This is a genomic window from Pedobacter sp. KBS0701 (genome assembly GCF_005938645.2).
In the GTDB taxonomy this organism is placed as follows: Bacteria; Bacteroidota; Bacteroidia; order Sphingobacteriales; family Sphingobacteriaceae; genus Pedobacter.
In genome coordinates, this window is the sequence record NZ_CP042171.1 from 1,421,327 (window position 1) to 1,438,204 (window position 16,878).

The 16,878-nt window shown below is 40.0% G+C and carries 14 protein-coding genes; 6 read left to right on the top strand and 8 right to left on the bottom strand.

Annotation, left to right across the window (positions count from 1 at the left end):
- Positions 1–258: 258 nt before the first annotated feature.
- A complete protein-coding gene (locus FFJ24_RS05645) occupies positions 259–786 on the bottom strand; it encodes a hypothetical protein (RefSeq protein ID WP_138823352.1) in 528 nt (175 codons plus the stop codon).
- A gap of 969 nt (positions 787–1,755) precedes the next feature.
- Here FFJ24_RS05645 and FFJ24_RS05650 point away from each other — a divergent pair.
- The 4 genes from FFJ24_RS05650 (at position 1,756) to FFJ24_RS05660 (ending at position 6,362) form a co-directional block, all read left to right on the top strand.
- Positions 1,756–3,603 (top strand): hypothetical protein, encoded by a 1,848-nt coding sequence (locus FFJ24_RS05650; protein WP_138823354.1) that lies wholly within the window; start codon positions 1,756–1,758, stop codon positions 3,601–3,603.
- A gap of 464 nt (positions 3,604–4,067) precedes the next feature.
- Positions 4,068–4,466 (top strand): hypothetical protein, encoded by a 399-nt coding sequence (locus tag FFJ24_RS26445; RefSeq protein WP_246862746.1) that lies wholly within the window; start codon positions 4,068–4,070, stop codon positions 4,464–4,466.
- Between the two features lie 605 nt (positions 4,467–5,071).
- Positions 5,072–5,215 carry a hypothetical protein gene (locus FFJ24_RS25980; RefSeq protein WP_168202394.1) on the top strand — a complete coding sequence of 48 codons (144 nt, stop codon included), beginning with the start codon at positions 5,072–5,074 and terminating at the stop codon, positions 5,213–5,215.
- 34 nt (positions 5,216–5,249) lie between these two features.
- On the top strand, positions 5,250–6,362 hold the full coding sequence (locus FFJ24_RS05660; protein ID WP_138823357.1) for a hypothetical protein: 1,113 nt from the start codon (positions 5,250–5,252) through the stop codon (positions 6,360–6,362).
- Here the strand turns inward: FFJ24_RS05660 and FFJ24_RS05665 are convergent.
- Positions 6,345–6,566 carry a hypothetical protein gene (locus FFJ24_RS05665; RefSeq protein WP_138823359.1) on the bottom strand — a complete coding sequence of 74 codons (222 nt, stop codon included), beginning with the start codon at positions 6,564–6,566 and terminating at the stop codon, positions 6,345–6,347. The genes FFJ24_RS05660 and FFJ24_RS05665 overlap by 18 nt on opposite strands.
- Before the next feature lie 616 nt (positions 6,567–7,182).
- On the opposite strand from FFJ24_RS05665, the gene FFJ24_RS05670 reads away from it, so the two are divergent.
- Positions 7,183–9,234: a thioredoxin family protein gene (locus FFJ24_RS05670; RefSeq protein ID WP_138823361.1), complete on the top strand. Its 2,052-nt coding sequence runs from the start codon at positions 7,183–7,185 to the stop codon at positions 9,232–9,234.
- A gap of 2 nt (positions 9,235–9,236) precedes the next feature.
- On the opposite strand, the gene lepB is transcribed toward FFJ24_RS05670, so the two are convergent.
- The 6 genes from lepB to FFJ24_RS05700 all read right to left on the bottom strand — a co-directional run bounded on the left by lepB (position 9,237) and on the right by FFJ24_RS05700 (position 15,384).
- Positions 9,237–9,899 (bottom strand): signal peptidase I, encoded by a 663-nt coding sequence (gene lepB / locus FFJ24_RS05675; protein WP_138823363.1) that lies wholly within the window; start codon positions 9,897–9,899, stop codon positions 9,237–9,239.
- 20 nt (positions 9,900–9,919) lie between these two features.
- Positions 9,920–11,410: a mannosyltransferase gene (locus FFJ24_RS05680; RefSeq protein WP_138823365.1), complete on the bottom strand. Its 1,491-nt coding sequence runs from the start codon at positions 11,408–11,410 to the stop codon at positions 9,920–9,922.
- 88 nt (positions 11,411–11,498) lie between these two features.
- Positions 11,499–12,158, bottom strand: coding sequence for a hypothetical protein (locus FFJ24_RS05685; protein ID WP_138823367.1), 660 nt, complete (start codon positions 12,156–12,158; stop codon positions 11,499–11,501).
- A complete protein-coding gene (locus tag FFJ24_RS05690; RefSeq protein ID WP_138823369.1) occupies positions 12,159–13,379 on the bottom strand; it encodes a 6-bladed beta-propeller in 1,221 nt (406 codons plus the stop codon). It lies immediately after the preceding gene.
- A 198-nt stretch (positions 13,380–13,577) separates the two neighbouring features.
- Positions 13,578–13,982, bottom strand: a complete 405-nt coding sequence (locus tag FFJ24_RS05695) for a hypothetical protein (RefSeq protein ID WP_138823371.1) — start codon at positions 13,980–13,982, stop codon at positions 13,578–13,580.
- A gap of 82 nt (positions 13,983–14,064) precedes the next feature.
- Positions 14,065–15,384 (bottom strand): hypothetical protein, encoded by a 1,320-nt coding sequence (locus FFJ24_RS05700; protein WP_138823373.1) that lies wholly within the window; start codon positions 15,382–15,384, stop codon positions 14,065–14,067.
- Positions 15,385–15,802: 418 nt separating this feature from the next.
- Between FFJ24_RS05700 and FFJ24_RS05705 the strand changes: the two genes are divergently transcribed.
- Positions 15,803–16,870, top strand: coding sequence for an efflux RND transporter periplasmic adaptor subunit (locus FFJ24_RS05705; RefSeq protein ID WP_138823375.1), 1,068 nt, complete (start codon positions 15,803–15,805; stop codon positions 16,868–16,870).
- Positions 16,871–16,878: the final 8 nt, after the last annotated feature.

Sequence of the window (16,878 nt, forward strand, 5' to 3'; positions counted from 1 at the left end):
AATTGACGGTAAAGGGTCAGTAGGAAATGATTTGTCGATCTAAGCATATCGAGTATAGTAATGCCTGGGTACTGAAGGACCAGCACAGCAGGTATTGGCATTAGCTTTCGGGCAAATCTTCAATGGACATTGATGTCAGAACTCAATGGCGTAATGGTCCCATATTCACTGATAAAACTCATCTACCCTAATTGTAAAAATCTAAGCTAAAAAATCACTATTACCTGTAATAGTGATTTTTCGATAATTGATAACGCTTTATTGGCCCACTGCCCGGCTAATATGAGAAATTTTACCGTCTAAGCCATTGTGGTAGTAAAAATATTCAACAACCCGGTTACCATTACCGCCGTCCCAGAAAACACCAGGTGCTGCACCAATGTCGAAGCTTGGAATGACCACCCGGATTCCCGGAGGTAAAGTTCCTTCCACTTTAATAACAGCATAATCATCATCTGTTTGTCCATCGGGGTTATCAAATACCACAATTTGGGTATTACTCAAGGGGCCTTGAAGTACCATTGATTTAATTCTGTCATTTGCACCGCTTGGAGTGGTTTTTTTGAGGTTCAAAGCCTTTGTGGAATGATTCCCATAGGTCAGTACCAGGTTACCGGTACCATTCCATTCCTGGTAGAAACCAAATAAGCCTTCCTGGGGAAGGGGGCTAAGCGGCTGGACGTCATTAGGGGCAACAGGTTGCCATTGGCCGGTCACAATTTGTGCCGAAATTGAAGTTGAGGCGAACAAAAGCCCGGCAAACAATAATGTTTTGTAAATTTTCATAGTAAGTAGTGTATTTATAAGTATAACTTAAGCTAAGATATGATAAATACAAAAAAAAATCAATAGTTACCACAAATAACGATGATTGTGGGAGATGTTCACTCTGACTAACGCATCCTGACTGCCTTATGTTGCTTTACCGCATGAAGATTCGCAGGCAGATGCTGTGCCTGAAAGGATCTGGTTTCTTGTTGGACTGGGCTAAAGTAGGCGCTTGAGGGAGGGGAGAAATTTTGGGGTTGGTGATTCTATGCGGTCGGTGGAAAGGAAAAATTTAGTCGGTTGCCCTGTGCCCGGCAGTAACATTAGCGTAGAGTTTGATCCGAAACGGAGTGACCAGTTTCGTTGAAGTACCCGCTTTAGGGAAGTAGTCCGTTATGCCATAGTCTTTTGGTGGGAGGAGAGATGGATGGCCGCATTAGCTTAGCTGCCTTTTTATCCGTTTCGTATTGACAAACTGCTCTATATTATTATTGAAAGTAGTTTCAATACCTCTGATAGGACGATTGGGATTTAAATACTTAAAAATTAGTATTGTATATGGTTTTGATACTGATGAACTTAGTTGGAAGTATTATGATATCACTGCTTGAAACCTGAGGTTTAAAAAATCTTTGAACATTTTACTCTGGTATAAGAATAAATATTAGAAACGTTTTTAGCATACCATTCCAGTAAAATATTCAATTTTGGAATCTTCATCATTTTAAATAGACGGAAAATGGATAAGTTAAATGGATGTACATCTTATCACTTATATTCGGTTTAAAAAAAATATTTTGCGTTTACATGTATAATTTCAGTCTTTGGCTGGCTAATCCGCAAACAATTTCAGCGGTACTGAGATTTATGCCATCAAAATCAATATCCTAATTAAACTTCGCGAAGAATCGATCAAACTAACCGATTTTCAAACTTCATCAGATTAATAAATGTATAACACTATATTGATTTATAAATATGAAAGACATGAAACTATCAATCGTTCTAAAAAACATTTCAGCTGCTGGCCTATTATTTTTTAATTTTGCCTGCTCCGGGCAGAGCCAGCCAAATGTAATCAACAACAACCTCGATAATTTTGTAATCAACAGCGCCTATGAAGATATGGCCAATTTCAAAGGTGGTAATATTTATTCGGCTAAAATTTATCAAGCTAAACTTAAAAATGGTCCTGGCCAAAACATCAGGATGATTGGCGGAAAACCCTATGTGCCGGAAAGTTATACAGAATACCTGCCAGACGGAAGAAAAAAATATCGTGTAAAGTATTATGGTCAAACTCAAACAACTGAGAAATATCATTACGACAGTAAAACCGGAAACCTGATCTTAAAGGAACTACAGCAAAATGCAAACAAAACAAACCGAGATTGGCTGATTTATGATCAGGACGGAGTGCTGAAAGCGCAGGTAAAATACTTTACCTTACCTCAAAAACCTTTTGTTTATGAGGCATTTATTCAATATTTAAAGGTTACTGATGGAAAGCATATCAATGTGATAATAACAGAATATGGCGCTGATTCGGTTGCACGCCCAACTAAAACTTACGACTTTGCACTTCCTCAACTCAGCAAATCCAGGCCCGAATACCAGTCAAAGCTGGAAAAATTCGAATTGATAAACGGGCAATTCAAACCCATTCTAGCCAAAGGTTACGTTTTCAATGATCGTGAAGTGGTTTCAACGTACGATAAAAATGGCTTTTTACTGTCGGAAATATGGTATAAACCTGTCGGAACATTAGAAAACAGAACAGAATACACCTACGGCAATAATTATAAAGAACGTATCGAACAACGATACCATAGATTGGGCACAGAAAAATCGTCGCGAATGGTAAGAAAATATGATCAGCATGAAAACCCCATTTTTGAACAGATGACAGAATATACCGGAAACGTATTAAGTCCTACCCATTTTACCTACGTTTATGACGCAAAGGGAAACTGGACCGAAAAACGAACCTATTATCAACCACTCGAAAACGGTGTATACGGACAAAAACAGCTGCAATCGATAGAAATCAGGGAAATAATCTATCAAAACCCGACTTCAAAAGAGCGGATTTTTACCCTACCTAAAATGCCCGGAGAATTCAAAAATATTGAAACCGAAATGCCAAAATGGGCGTCGAAAAAGCAAAAACAGGTAAGTGAATATAATGATGCCCTGGCAAATGGAAATTATGATGAAGAAATAAAAATCAGGCAGGCCAGCAACCTTAAAGAATTTACACCCAAACTCTGGAAAGTGATCGATATCGTTTATGGAGACCTTGATAATATTACTGGTGATGAAGCGGTAATCAGTTATAAAACCCCGATTGACGGAGATATGGGCAAAATTCAGTGTTTGGCTATATTTAAAAAAGCTAACGCTAAATGGCAACTGTGGTATCAAACCAGCTCGCCCTTATTGTCAGATCAGGCCGGAGGTATGATGGGCAATCCATACGCCGGAATTTCGATCGAAAGAAGAGCGATTGTTATTCAGCATTTTGGTGGAAGCCGCGACAAATGGAATTATAGACATCGGTATCGCTTCCAGAACAACAACTGGTATTTAATTGGTGCAGAGGTAAATTTTGGTGCGCCCTGCGATAATTTTACCAAATTTGATTACAATTTATCAACGGGAGATGTCGTGGTACGTTATACTGAAGAGCACTGCGACGAGAAAAACACAAGCAAATCGACTGCATGGAGCGAGCAATTTAGAATAAAACCGGCAACGCTGCCACTGATGAATAACTTTATTCCGGGTGAATCCGTTATTAAAACGCCAAAAAGAAAAAAAGAAATTTACTACTAAACGGGCAGTTAAAAGATCAATGCGCAGATCATTAAAACTTCCTTCTGGAACAAGCCATCTGTATCTGGATGCAGCCCTTTTAATTGTATCATAAGCGATTCTTAGCATTGGCGTACCGTTGATGGATGTTCTGGACTCAGAAGTGAACGTTTCGTTAAAGTGTTCATAGCTAAGTAAATTAAGAGCCCACAGATCAGGTGCATCTAGGTTCTCTACCAATATTTTGTTCTGAAGATTTTGAACGATTGTCCGAAACAGTTGATCATCCTTTGTCTCTTTGCTTTTTAGGTAGATATAAGCACCTAACATAGGTGGTTCAAACTTTCCATATGCTATATTTTGCAGAAGTTCATGGTCAATTTAGAAATACTGGTTTTGTATTTTATTTAGACAATTTAACATTAAATAGTTTATGTTTGAAGAAGGGTTAAGACAAACCAACGTCTTTTTTAAACGAAAAACTAATGATAAACCGTAAAAGTATTTTTATCTTATCAATTGTATTGATAGCAATAATTTCTGTTAATACAAAAGCAAAAGCGCAAGCCCTTCCAAGCAATTATTCCATCCATTTTTGGTGGGATAATTTTGGAAATACCTCTAGGGGTAATGGTATATTTACCTCAGGACAGTCAATAAATCCTCGTAGTCACGACCCACAATATCACCTTGATCTTAATTCAACTATTAACTTAAAGAATTACTTCAGAGATGATTTCGATGACTTAAATGATCATGCAAGATCTGCAACAGTGAGCGGATCTGCTGGTATTAGATTTATTGTTATAGACGAAGTTAAGAGCATTGAAGAGCATGTGTGGGTTGATCTGTTGTTGGAGGTATGCGTTGTGTGTTTTCGCTAGCTGTGTTTCTAATTCTGCATTGGTTTTTTCTATTGCTAGCTTTTTGTTTTCAGATTGTTGAAATTTTTTGTGGAAATATGAAATATGACTGGCAGACCAATAAAAAGTTCCTAATATGGTAAAATTCAGACCTCTTATTATATTCCGGGGAGCGAATGCTCCAATATATACATAAGATTTTCCCGTTCTGTTGGGTGGATCTTCCAACAAACAATCTGCTGTATACTTTAACAAAAGATACAGCACAGCTAATACGAAATAGCCGATAATCAATTTAAGAAAATTGACCTTCCAACCGATGATTGTATGGTTTAATAGCGTCACATAGAGGTAGAAAAAACAAATGTTAATTGGGTAATAAATAAAATAGATGTAAGGACTTTCTATCGTTCCTATGGTAAAATAGACTATTGAAAGCTCGTACGCTATGAAGGCTGACCAACAAATAACATGAATCGCTAGTATGTTAGATGAGAATTTCTTGATTGGAAGCTTAAATAAATCCATGGCTAAAATAGCTGTTTATACCTCGAAACATTAGAGATCTGTAATAAATGTGCATTCACATCAAATTCATATTAATTTAAACATAAAAAATAGAAATCATGACAAAATCCAAAAAACTTCCGCAAAAAAGAACACAAACTTACAGTCGCTACGGGACATTCCAGCGCAACGGTAATATATCAGAAACGGATACCACCGCCGCTACTGGTACAATAACCAGCACTCATATTTTCAAAAAGTAAATTGAGTCGTGACGCACCAGGAAATCACCTCGCTATGCTTAAAAATGAACTGAAGGATATAGAAGAAATTTTGATTGAGCAAATATATTCCAACAGCAACACAACTGCCCGAACTGATCTTAAAACTCGGTTCGGGCAAATCTTTCAAGCATGGGAAGATGTATTATTTTCCAATATCCCCGAGAGCAGCCTGGTGCGTTATTTTCATTATCACATTGAAGTTATATCGACTATCTCTACTCGATTATCTCATTCGCCAAATCCAAAACAATACTTCAGTTCCCAAAATGAATTTTTAGCGCTGATCGATCATCTGCAGAATTACTGTTCCAACTATTTTAACGAGGATGCAGTTGCACCTGTAATGTATCATCAAAGACTGGTCTCGCAACTTAGCGGGAATATTAATGCGGTCCAAAAAATACTGCGGTCGGGTAATATTGATGCTGCTCTGAGTTTATGCCTATCCAAGTGGTTTACCCTGATGTCTGATCACATCGGGGCGGTGGAATTTAGCTTTCGTTCATTACATTATTTTGGGTATATCACCAATCAACTATTGGAATCCGACGCTTTATCGACAGCCGGGGAGATTCCGCTGGTTTCGTTACTGGTCCGTTCGAATTTCAATAACCTTTCCTTCTTGGTTTATCTCCAGGATAGCATTCGGAATTCCGCTGGATACCTTGGGGATAAAAATGGAAGGCTTGATTATCTAATGGAGCAGAAAGCCTTGATGATGTCATCACCTGAAGTGAAAAACTGGGTTTATGATCCGGCTTGGCCTTCCATAAAGACAATGATAACGGATTGGTTGCAGGAAGAGATTTTGCTGACAGAAAAAGCTTTATGTAATAAAGATGGAGTGGCGGTTCCCAAAATACCATTGGAAATGTCTGTTGCACACTTGTCCTGCCTGATCAAGTTATTATATGAAGAAAGTGTTTTCGCTACGCAGAATCTTAAGTTCATTTTTAAAAGTATTGCTGGTCATTACCAGACTAAAAGACAGGCGGTGATTTCTCCCGGTAGTCTGAGTAAAGAGTTTTACAGTATCAACCAGCATACTGCCGCACGCGTACGGGACCTTTTACAGCGTATGGTTCAGCGGATAAACCGTAATTTTTTCCTACGGTCGTTGCAATAAATGCAATAATCCTTTCTTATCTAAGTATCCGCTGAGTTCCCCCAGCCAGGTGTAGTTAAACCCTTCTTTATTGATGAGTTCTTCAGGCGAAATAGAAGTTACATCTAGTAGCGTGGTGAAATTCATGGACGCACAAATTTTGCAAAAACCAGTACTGAAACCAAGTCTGTTAATAGGGGTGTGTAGTAATTCATCAATTTCCATATTCCTTTAAGGGCTGCCGTATGATAAAGATAAACAATTAGTTGCTAATAAGATGTATCTAATAAGAGGTTTCTTTATAACAGCAAGTCTCGTGTATTACATTAATTTACCTTAGGTTATGAGTTTGACCAAAAACGAATAGGATGGCTTGGATTATAAAGGAAGTTGTAAAGTTAGTTGAAGCAGGAATTCATTCTTTCAGGGAAGCGAAAAGGGGAGACTCGCCATTTATGAATTTTCCGGGGCAGTAGTCTGCCTAGATCTCGGTTCATCATTAAAGCCGCTGTTGTAATAACGGATCCCGGTACGGTGGAAGAAAAGGCGCACGGATTGTTAAGGATCGTATTTCATGACAAAAAGATTGTTTCTAACATCCATCTGCTTATAATCTATGGGCTTTTGTTTGTTATTTCATTTTTCTGTACTGAAGGAATACATTTACGGCCTGAAGGTACAGGTGGGTTTCACCCTGTACCGAAAACGGTCCAGACCATTTGAAAACTGTCCCTTCAATAAATTTCTACCACATTGACCTGAATACTAAATCGATTTAAATTCTTTTTATTTAGGGAAATTGTTATTTTTATAAACGTTATCGATTAATCCATCTCATCCTATGAAAGTCCTGTTAAAATTTACTTTCCCAATTTTTATTGCTATACTGACCGTATTTGTGATATCATCTTTTTTGCCCTTCAGAAGGGGTAAAGTAATATTACCGAAGGCGCTGATGGGCAATTGGATCAACGCGGTAAACAATAACTTCGAGTATGGCTTTTTTGAAGATTTTGCCATCTATAAAAACAAGTTTATCAACTATGAACGTGTCATAGACGATGGGAGTGGGGTTTATAAGATTTTGTTCGGGGATCAGGCAGGCCTAAAGGAGTTGAAATTACAACTTGGCTCGGGCGGAGAAATGACGGTTCTGGAAAAGGGCGGGTTAAATTCACGTTTTGTTTTAATGAAGAGCAAATATCCCGAGTATAAATCCCAGGATACTTCCTCTTTTCAGCGGCCCGATTTCAAAGTCGATTCGGTTACGGTCATCGGTTATTACCGGAATATGGATGCCGGGATCAAAGGATTCGTCGACCGCTTTTTTCGTGCACCGTTTGAAGTATCACTATATGATTTCATTAAAGGAGAAGATGTCAAATATTATGCTGATTTTGATAAGCTGGGACGTTTTAAGATCACCTTCCCGGTAATGAATGCGCAGGAACTTTATCTTGACTGGAAGCGGGCAAGGATCAAAGCAGTTGCAGAGCCGGGTGATACGCTGTTGTTATTTTTGGATGTTGCTGATTATGTCCCCCAAAAGAACGATGGTTCCTACCAGGGCTATCTACAGAGATCAAAACAGTTACTGTTCATGGGCCGCAATGCCAGGATCAATAATGAATTAAACGCTTATCCGGAGTCTACCTTGAGCTTGGATAGGTCCGCGGCTGCAGGTCTGGGGGATATGGATTATCTTGAAAAGTCTAAAGATGTTTTCAACAGGAGGAATGCTCATCTTGGATCCTATATCGGGTCGCACAGGACCTTGTCCTCTAAATTTGTCACTTACAAACGAACAGAGGAAAAATATGACTTCGCATTCAACCTCATGCAACATCGCTTTGATATCTCCGGAAGGCAGAACCCAAAACTTGAGGAACGATATTTAAAATTTGTTAATGATAATTTTAATTTAGGCAACGATCTGGATTATACGCTAACGCGTTATTTTGGCCTCTTTGTTAATGACTATTTAAAATATCTTTCTGGAAACGGCGCCTCCAGTTCGGTACTCTTTAAAGATATTGGACAGCGCTTAAAAGATGATCATAAACTCACTCCGGATATAGCTTCACAAATTTCCGAAATCGACGTATTACTGAAGAAGCTCGATTCCTCTTCTCAAAAGGAAACTGTTTACGCTGAGCTTGATAAACGCTCCAATGCCCTGAACGCCCTGGAGATAATTAGAAAAACTGCTGAGGTTTTACAATCTGAAAAGTCTTTTCTGGATTTTTCAACCGCTGACACGTTGCTTACCAATCCGAACCTTAAAGAACTGTGGTTGACCAATAGATATCATTACTGGTTTGAAGTGTTGAGGAGACCGCTATCCAGGCAGGCAGAAATGTTTTTTATGGAAAACGTGCACAATCCGTTCCTGGTCCATAACATTCAGCAACTTCAGGCCCATTACCTGGTCCTGGCCAATCAGAACAAAAGTTTTATTGCAGATCATCTGAAGCCTTTGCAAGACAGTAAAAATGCAAAACAACTACTGCAAGAGCTGCTAAAGCCTTATAAGGGTAAGGTGGTATATATGGACTTTTGGGGTACCTGGTGCAGTCCGTGCAGGAAAGACTTAAAGTTTGCCAATAGCCTGAAGGCTAAAGTAAACTCCAAGGACGTTGTTTACCTGTACCTGGCCAATAGGTCTCCGGAAGAAACGTGGAAAAATATTATAGGTGAATATAATCTGATGGGTGATAATGTTGTTCATCATCGGCTGCCGAATGAGCAACAGGCGATGCTCGAGCGGGAATTGGGGGTGACATCTTTCCCGACTTATATACTCGTTGACCGGTCCGGAACGATCGTGAGTAACAAACCCGGATCACCTTCTAATTTAGATATAACCGCGTCAAACATTAAGAAGGCGTTGTAAGGTTACAGCGGAAGATCAGGAATTCCTAAAAAGCTTCTCTTGAGTGATTTTGTTGAGGTGATAATGAGGCTGGCTTTTCCGACAATCCGATCACCTTTCAGATAGCCAAAAAAACGGCTGTCCCTCGAAATCTTTGGATTGTCGCCCAACACGAAAAAATAACTGTTTTGTAATATATAAGCCGTATTGCCAAATGGATTAAGCTTGATTTTGGAAAGGATATCACCTGTTTTTTTGTCTTCCTGTTTCAAAATGCTCTCGTATCTCGGTAGATTCTGTTGATTGAGCATTATTACTGTTCCTTCAGGCAGATATTCAAAAATCCTTTTGACCAGGAGCACTTCAGGTTCGTCCGGACTTTTAAAAACGACTACATCGTTTTTTTTGGGGACCGCCCAGCCCTTCGACCGGTGCTGGCCCCAATCCGAGTTCAGGTCTTTGTTCCGAAGTTTTTTGTTCCAGGTAAAAATATTGATGAGTGGAATTTCAGATAGTCGTTTTGGCAACAGGCTTCCGTATGAGGCCTTATCAATCCATAACCAGTCACCCACTAGGATGGTTGGCTCCATGCTGGCACTTGAGATATAGCAGGGCTCGCCAACGAATAAACGCAACAGCACAGCTACCAGAACGGATACGCCCGTTACCAAAAAAAATCTTTTCATCCTAATATAACATTTGTAATTCAGTTTTTAGTTTGCTTTGTGTACAGGGCAGGCACGGATTGGCCGTCAAAGGTTCCGTAAAAATGATTTAGGAAGATTATCCATTCAGGTAGTCCAATATATTCCTTTCTAAAGCCGTTTTTTTCCAGTATTCGCCCTTCCACTATATTACTCAACGGCATGAGGTATACGGCATTGGATTTGGGGTGTTTAAGGTTACGCCAGTTGATGTCCTTCAAAATGATATTGTCTGAGAGATAAAATTTTGCTTTAAGTCCTCTTGCACTTCCGATGACATATGGATTGTTTTCGGGTAGGCAGTAAACGCTCACAGAATCTACCTGTTTATATTTTCGATCGATGTATCGGATCATGTTGGCCGAACCGTTCCCGGCTGGCTTAAAGATAAGACTGATCAGCCCCAGCATATTAGTAGCTAGTGAAATATACAATAGAAGTCGAAAAGGCAATTTTAGATCTTTGATCTTAACGGTAAGATCATCTACGTATTGGATCATCAGAGTGATCAGGAGCGGAACCAGATTAATGATCGGAAATAAAAACCGGAGTTCTTTGTGGGGAATGAGGGTGTGCAGTAATATAAACGGGAAAACCGCCCACACGATGATATGTTTCGGTAAATAGATCACAGACCAAACCAGCGAGAATAATATGCCGGAGCCAATGATTGCAGTAGGGGCAACGATGATCAAATGAATATAGTTATGCCACGGACTTGTCCCATAATTCGAGGCAATTCCGTCCATTAAGTTCGCTTTGAAATACTCGTAGGGTGTGATGACGACCTGTCCATAATAGCAGCTGTCCAGTGCTATCCCGAGGGACAGTATAAGTATTCCACCGGTAATGATCCAAAGTAGTTTGCCAGACTCAATCTTCGAGATCAAGATCAACCAGGCAAGAAGGCCGATCGTGGCGAACGTGGATTGGAAGCGGAACTCAAAGGCTAAGCCCAGGAATATTCCGATCCACAGTGGATTTTGACGGTGAGTATGGATCCGCCGGATCAGGACGATAGCAATGATCAAACAGTTGCCGCACCATGTTTCAGATGAGAACCTGACATTAACTGAGGGTAAGAACCACAGGCAGAAAGATAAAATGTAAAACCATATCCGGAATTTTTCCTTTACTTCTCCTTTAAACGTATTTGTAAACAGGTAAATGGAAAGAAAAGAGAAGCAAGCCGAAAAGAACCTAAGCGCTCCCGATAAAATAAATGCATCCTTTATGCCTAAAAAGCCAAGGCTCTTAAAGATGGCCACTGCGATAAAGGGTTGCAAGGTCGGCCGGATCTTCCTGTCAAACTCCCAGGTAAGGTCGGCAGCAGAATTCCAGTCCAGCTTTAACCCCGCAAATTCTATCAGTTGGTAGTGTTCATCAGGATGATAGTATCCGTTACTGAATATTACGGCAATAAGGTAAACCAGACCAAATGTTGTAAACAGGTATAGTTTGGATCTGGTATCTGGCATTTTAATATTCAACATGCTATTATAGCTATAGATTCAAATTGCTTTTAGAATTGGATCATAGTTGCCGGTCAAAGGACACGTTTGATTTCTAGGACACAAAAAGTTACCCCGGAAAAAATCGTTGTTGTATCATTGCCAAATATTCTTTGGTAATTTCCGGAGTAGCCTTATCAGGTACGAATGTATTGGATACAACTGAATTGTTATCAATGACGAAGAAGTAGGGATATCCAAATTCTTCGGCAAAAACGTCCAGTTCCCGAACATTGTAAGCCTTGTAATTACTGACATCATAGGCTTTCAGTGTACGGCTAAAAATCCTGTTGTTCTTGTAGGCCCCGAAAATCAACATGTTTTCTTTTCCAATCATCGATTCGGCTGATCTGAAAAATTTGAGCTCTGCATTTACGCAGCTGGCACAGTGGAATTCGGTAAATCTATAGACCAATGTATAAGGATTACGTTTTCGCAAAGAATCACCGATCAATCCAGTACTGCCATTCATACTCTTCAATTCTGTAGCCTTAAGATCAGCTCCGTTTGACTTAATGCCCGAGATTAAATTGATGCGGTAAGTATGCAACAAATCCTGTTCATTCTGACCCGATGGTTTTGAGACACCGTTTCCAGCGGCTTTATCCTGCGACCGGTTTTCCGCAGGATCCAATGCAGCGGTTTTCTCCGTGTTAAGTATGTAGATTGAAGAGCAAACCAGAAGAGCTGTCGTGATTGCCAGTGCAGCGGTTAATATTTTCACCTTCATTTAGAATTGCTTTAAGTCGTAAAAAACAAGGACTGGATTATCATCTTCAGTTACTTTTGCAAGCTTTGCCTTTGCCGGAGCAGATAACAAGGTACTTTGCATCAGGGATTGGTCTTTACTGTTTTGGTAGTGGATCGATATAAATCTGTTCCCTTCGACAGCAATAGGTAAACTCAATGTGGAGATATTCTTGCCATGATCAAATACGGGGTCATTGCCTCCAAATAGATGTTTGGTTTTTTTGTCACGGAAGATCAAGGTCTTTCGACCCGTAAAATCGTTTTTCAAAAAAAATACGTTGTTTTTTTCGTTCTCAAGGTATTCGCCAAGAAAATAATAATAGTCATTTTGCGTAGCTGCTTTATCAAATGCGGCCATACTCTCTGTTAGATATTCCTTCGGAAGTTTTTTATCCTCGTAGGAGAGTATGAATTGAGCTGTGAGTTTGTTGTTATCCGGGTGGAAACTATAAACGGTATCCACGAACCTACTCGTTACAGATAGGGTTTCTCCTTGAGAATAAAGATAATTATAGCCTCCATAACTCACCAGTTTTTCATTTAATGGAAGCCCGGCGGATTTAATTTTGAACAGCGTATCTGTGGCCATCAAAGTGCTTTTCTTTAAATTGCCTAAGTGGTCATTTCCTTGTTCATCAAGCATCTTGAATACGAATCCGTTTTTGAACGTTTTAAAGTTATAGAATCCGAAAGGTAGCCGCTTCTGTTCAATAAATTCCCCTGAAGCAGTATAATAATTGAGGAACGAATGCTGATAGGCGATCAACCGGTCATGCTCAGTATCATAACAGATATCATAAAGCCGGTTGATTTCGCCTGGTCCCTGGCCATAGGGCATTCGTTTCACGAATTTACCTTCCCTGGTAAATACCACTAACCCACCCCCCTTTAAGCGGTCATGAACATAGATGTGGGTTTTGGTGGTCAATACCTTATAGATTACATCTAGCAGACCATCATCGGTTGTCTCCAGTGGGATCACATCGAAGCTGTTGATCTTGGATCCCAGATCGTAGGGCTTCTTGCCTAAAAATGGATCCAAAATGAGCTTTTCAGCTGAATCTGTGTTAACCGTCAGAACTCTGGCACTTTCTAGATGCAGAGATTTGATCTGAGAATTTGTAAAACGCGGCTTCTTTTTGCTGGAGTTCAGACAACCAGCGAGAAGTACAACGGGAATCAGGAGTAAGTATTTGTTCATTTTTTCAATAATAAAAGCCTGTTGCGTGTCCTTGATTCAGAAAATCTGATCAATATGACGGAACCGCATTCGGGTCTGAAACCTGGCATGCGTTTCCAGTCAACATGCCCCATTCCATTCTACAATGAATGATGGAAACGCAACAGGCATATTTGTAAATTAAGTTATCGTGTTATAGCTATCACTTTTGTGGATTGCTTAACAGTCCAAAGCTGAGCAGTTTACATTTCCGTAAGGACATGACAGTTCTTTTCTGGTGGTAGGGTTGGTCTGACTGTGGCTGTAGCTACCACCTGCGCTGCCGCTGCCAGCTGAATTGCCACCACCTGCAGATCCACCGCCACTAGAACTGCTGCTTGTCGGGCAATCCCTGAACAGTTCACGTTCATCCTGGGTAACACCTTGGAAAGGCCACTGATACCACGGATTGGTAGTGTTTCCCGTAGATGACCCGCCTCCACTGGTATTTGTCGATTGAGCGAGCACCTCGATATGCAATTTGCCATCCAAAATTCCATAGTCACTTAGCGCGTGCCTAAAGTTGAGTGTAAGTGCCAGCAATAATGTCACTGCACCTAAAATGGTCATTTTTAAATTTTTCATAATTTTTGATTTTTAAGTTATGGTTCGAGAATGGAAATAGGGCATTTTCAGGTATTACACTCCGACTAAATTTCGGCCGGGGTCATTTTGAGGGAATTTTTGCTTTTGGCTTCATATAATCATTCCGCTGTTTTAGCAGGCCCCGGATTTCCTTTTTAAGGGTGTCTGTAGTCTGCCATACGTACGTTCTTTTATGGGCATAAACCCCTAGGTAAGAAACAAAAAGAACAGTGACGGAAAGCAACAATGCGCGATAAAATGTGGAATTTATCGATCTCAAGGTCAAGACAAGGTAATAAGCAAGTATGCCCGCTAAGCCAATGATCGCTAAGTACGCATATCGGTCCGCAATGATCACAAACCTGGATAGCGGTATGACATGCAGTGCAATAGCAATATGGATGGCGAAAAATGCTAATCCGGCAGTCAAGGGTTTTAAACTAACGAGACTTTTCCTGAAGGAGATAAACAGAACGATGATCAATATGGGGTAAATCATCAACCAGGTCGGGAGTTTTTCCCCAACCTGAACCGGAAATGGGTATAAATATGAAAGGTGGAATGGAAGCAGCGTTTTGAAGCCATACTCCAAAAAAGCATAACATCCGAAAATGATTCTTTGCCACAACGGATAATTGGTTTGGGCCGATAAAAAGCCATCGCCACCTGGGTATTGAGAATAAATAGTAATGATGCCAAAATATATGGATAAGGCAAAGAAAGGCAGGACGCTCATCCAGACGGATTTGGATCTCAGGTCATAGTTTAGTATCCAATAAATCAGTAGCAACCATACCGGAAAAGTAACAGCCTGTTCCTTGCCAAGAAAACTGCATGCAAAAAGTACTAAGGTTAAGATGTAATATGCTCGTTTTTTGGTTTTTAGATATTTTAAAAAAGTGATGGTAGCCAGTAAATAAAATAAACCGTAAACAAGAATCTTGGACGCACTCATCCAGGCTACAGACTCGACGTTTACGGGATGGACGCAAAAAATGAACGCAGCGATGAATGATACCCATCGGATGAAGTCCGGGTCAAATTTCAGGGTTGATTCCATCAGGTTTTTTATAACAACCATGACCAGGATGCTATTGACCAGATGGATCGTAAGGCTCGCTAAGTGAAAAATGAATGGGTCATATCCGTTTATTGAATAAAGTGTTAGATATAAATACTCGTTGAACGGGGCGTACTGTCCTTCATAATAATCTAACATGATGTCTTTGAGATTGGATGCGGTCATCCCACCTGAAGTGTAGCCATTCATTACTACCCATTGATCATCCCAGTATTTTAGAAGTGCATTTTTAAGAATGGGAAAATAAACCGCAATAGATGCGAGGACGAGGAGAGTATATGACAGTAAAAATTGGTGATTGCGTAATTTTGAACGGTCCATATTATGTAATTTTAAATATACTTAATGTGCGATTATAGATTGTTTAAATGCCTCTTAAAAGCCTGTTTTCATCAAGGTTATTTCAGCCGGAAAAACCTTGGGATATTGATGAAAAGGCAAAATCGATGATGACGATGCGATTAGGCCGGAAAATTTACAGAGAATGGATTATGAATCAGATGTAACCTTCCTTAAACGATTTAGTTTTTGTTATAAAAGGTTGGTAGGGCTTAGAGCGTTTCATATAATTTCGATTAGATTTTTAAAACTAAAACGTTTTTTCAATAATTGCAACTTTTTTGATAATTTTTTTTTTGAGATAAATAATCTTCCAAATAGTGTCGAAAAAAAATACAAATATCTATTGACAGACAAAGTTTTTATATACATTTGAGACACACTAAAATTCCTCTCGCTAATGAAGCATCTCTGCTATATTTTTTTTTCACTTACGTGCCTGTCTTTTTTATGTGCGTGTTCACCTGAAAAGGAATCCGCACCGGTTATCCTGAAGAAATCTACAGCATCTATCCAGGATGTTGGTACGGTCACCCTGAGTGAATCACGCTTTCAACATGAGCTGATCAGCAATGGAAAAGTGGCCACTAAGAATATTGCTGAGACCAGGTTCAGCTCTTCTGCAGATATTTCGAAGATCTATGTGCATAATGGATTAAGGGTTAAAAAAGGGGAACCCCTTGCTATCCTTGATAACTATTTACTGAAGCAAATGCACGTACAGGCGAAAAATGCTTTGGATCGGGCACAGTTGGATTATCAGGATGTATTAATTGGTCAAGGTTACAAAATCAATCAGATAGCGTCTGTGCCACCGGAAATCCAGCAGCTCGCCAGGATAAAAAGTGGACTGAATAATGCGCAGGTCCAGTGGGAGATTGCGGACCACAATCTTCGGAACGCAACGCTTTTGAGCCCCATCAACGGTGTCGTTGCAAATCTAACGGCAAAGGCAAATACCCTTTCAAATCCTTCAGCCGTTTTCTGCAACATCATCGACCAGAACAGTTTGGAAATTGTATTCAATATACTGGAATCAGAGCTGTCATTGATCAAGGTTGATGACAAAATCAAAGTGGAGCCCTACGCTTTGAACAGCAGGTCAATCGCCGGACGTATATCGGAAGTAAATCCCTGGATCAATGAAAAGGGGATGATCCAGGTAAAAGGAGTTGTTGATGGGGAGTCGGGTTTATTGGAAGGTATGAATGTTAGGGTACACATATTCCGCGCCCTGGATCATTTATGGGTTGTTCCAAAACAGGCGGTGGTCATGAGGACCGGAAAACAGGTGGTTTTTACAGCTGATAAGGGAAAAGCGAATTGGCATTATGTCAAAACAGGGTTAGAGAATTCTACGCAGTATTCCATCACCAGTGAAACTTTAAAAGGCGGAGATCAGGTTATCATTGAGGGAAATGCCGGGCTTTCCCATGGTGCGCCGATAAAAGTCACGTTTCAAAGATAACGACGAGC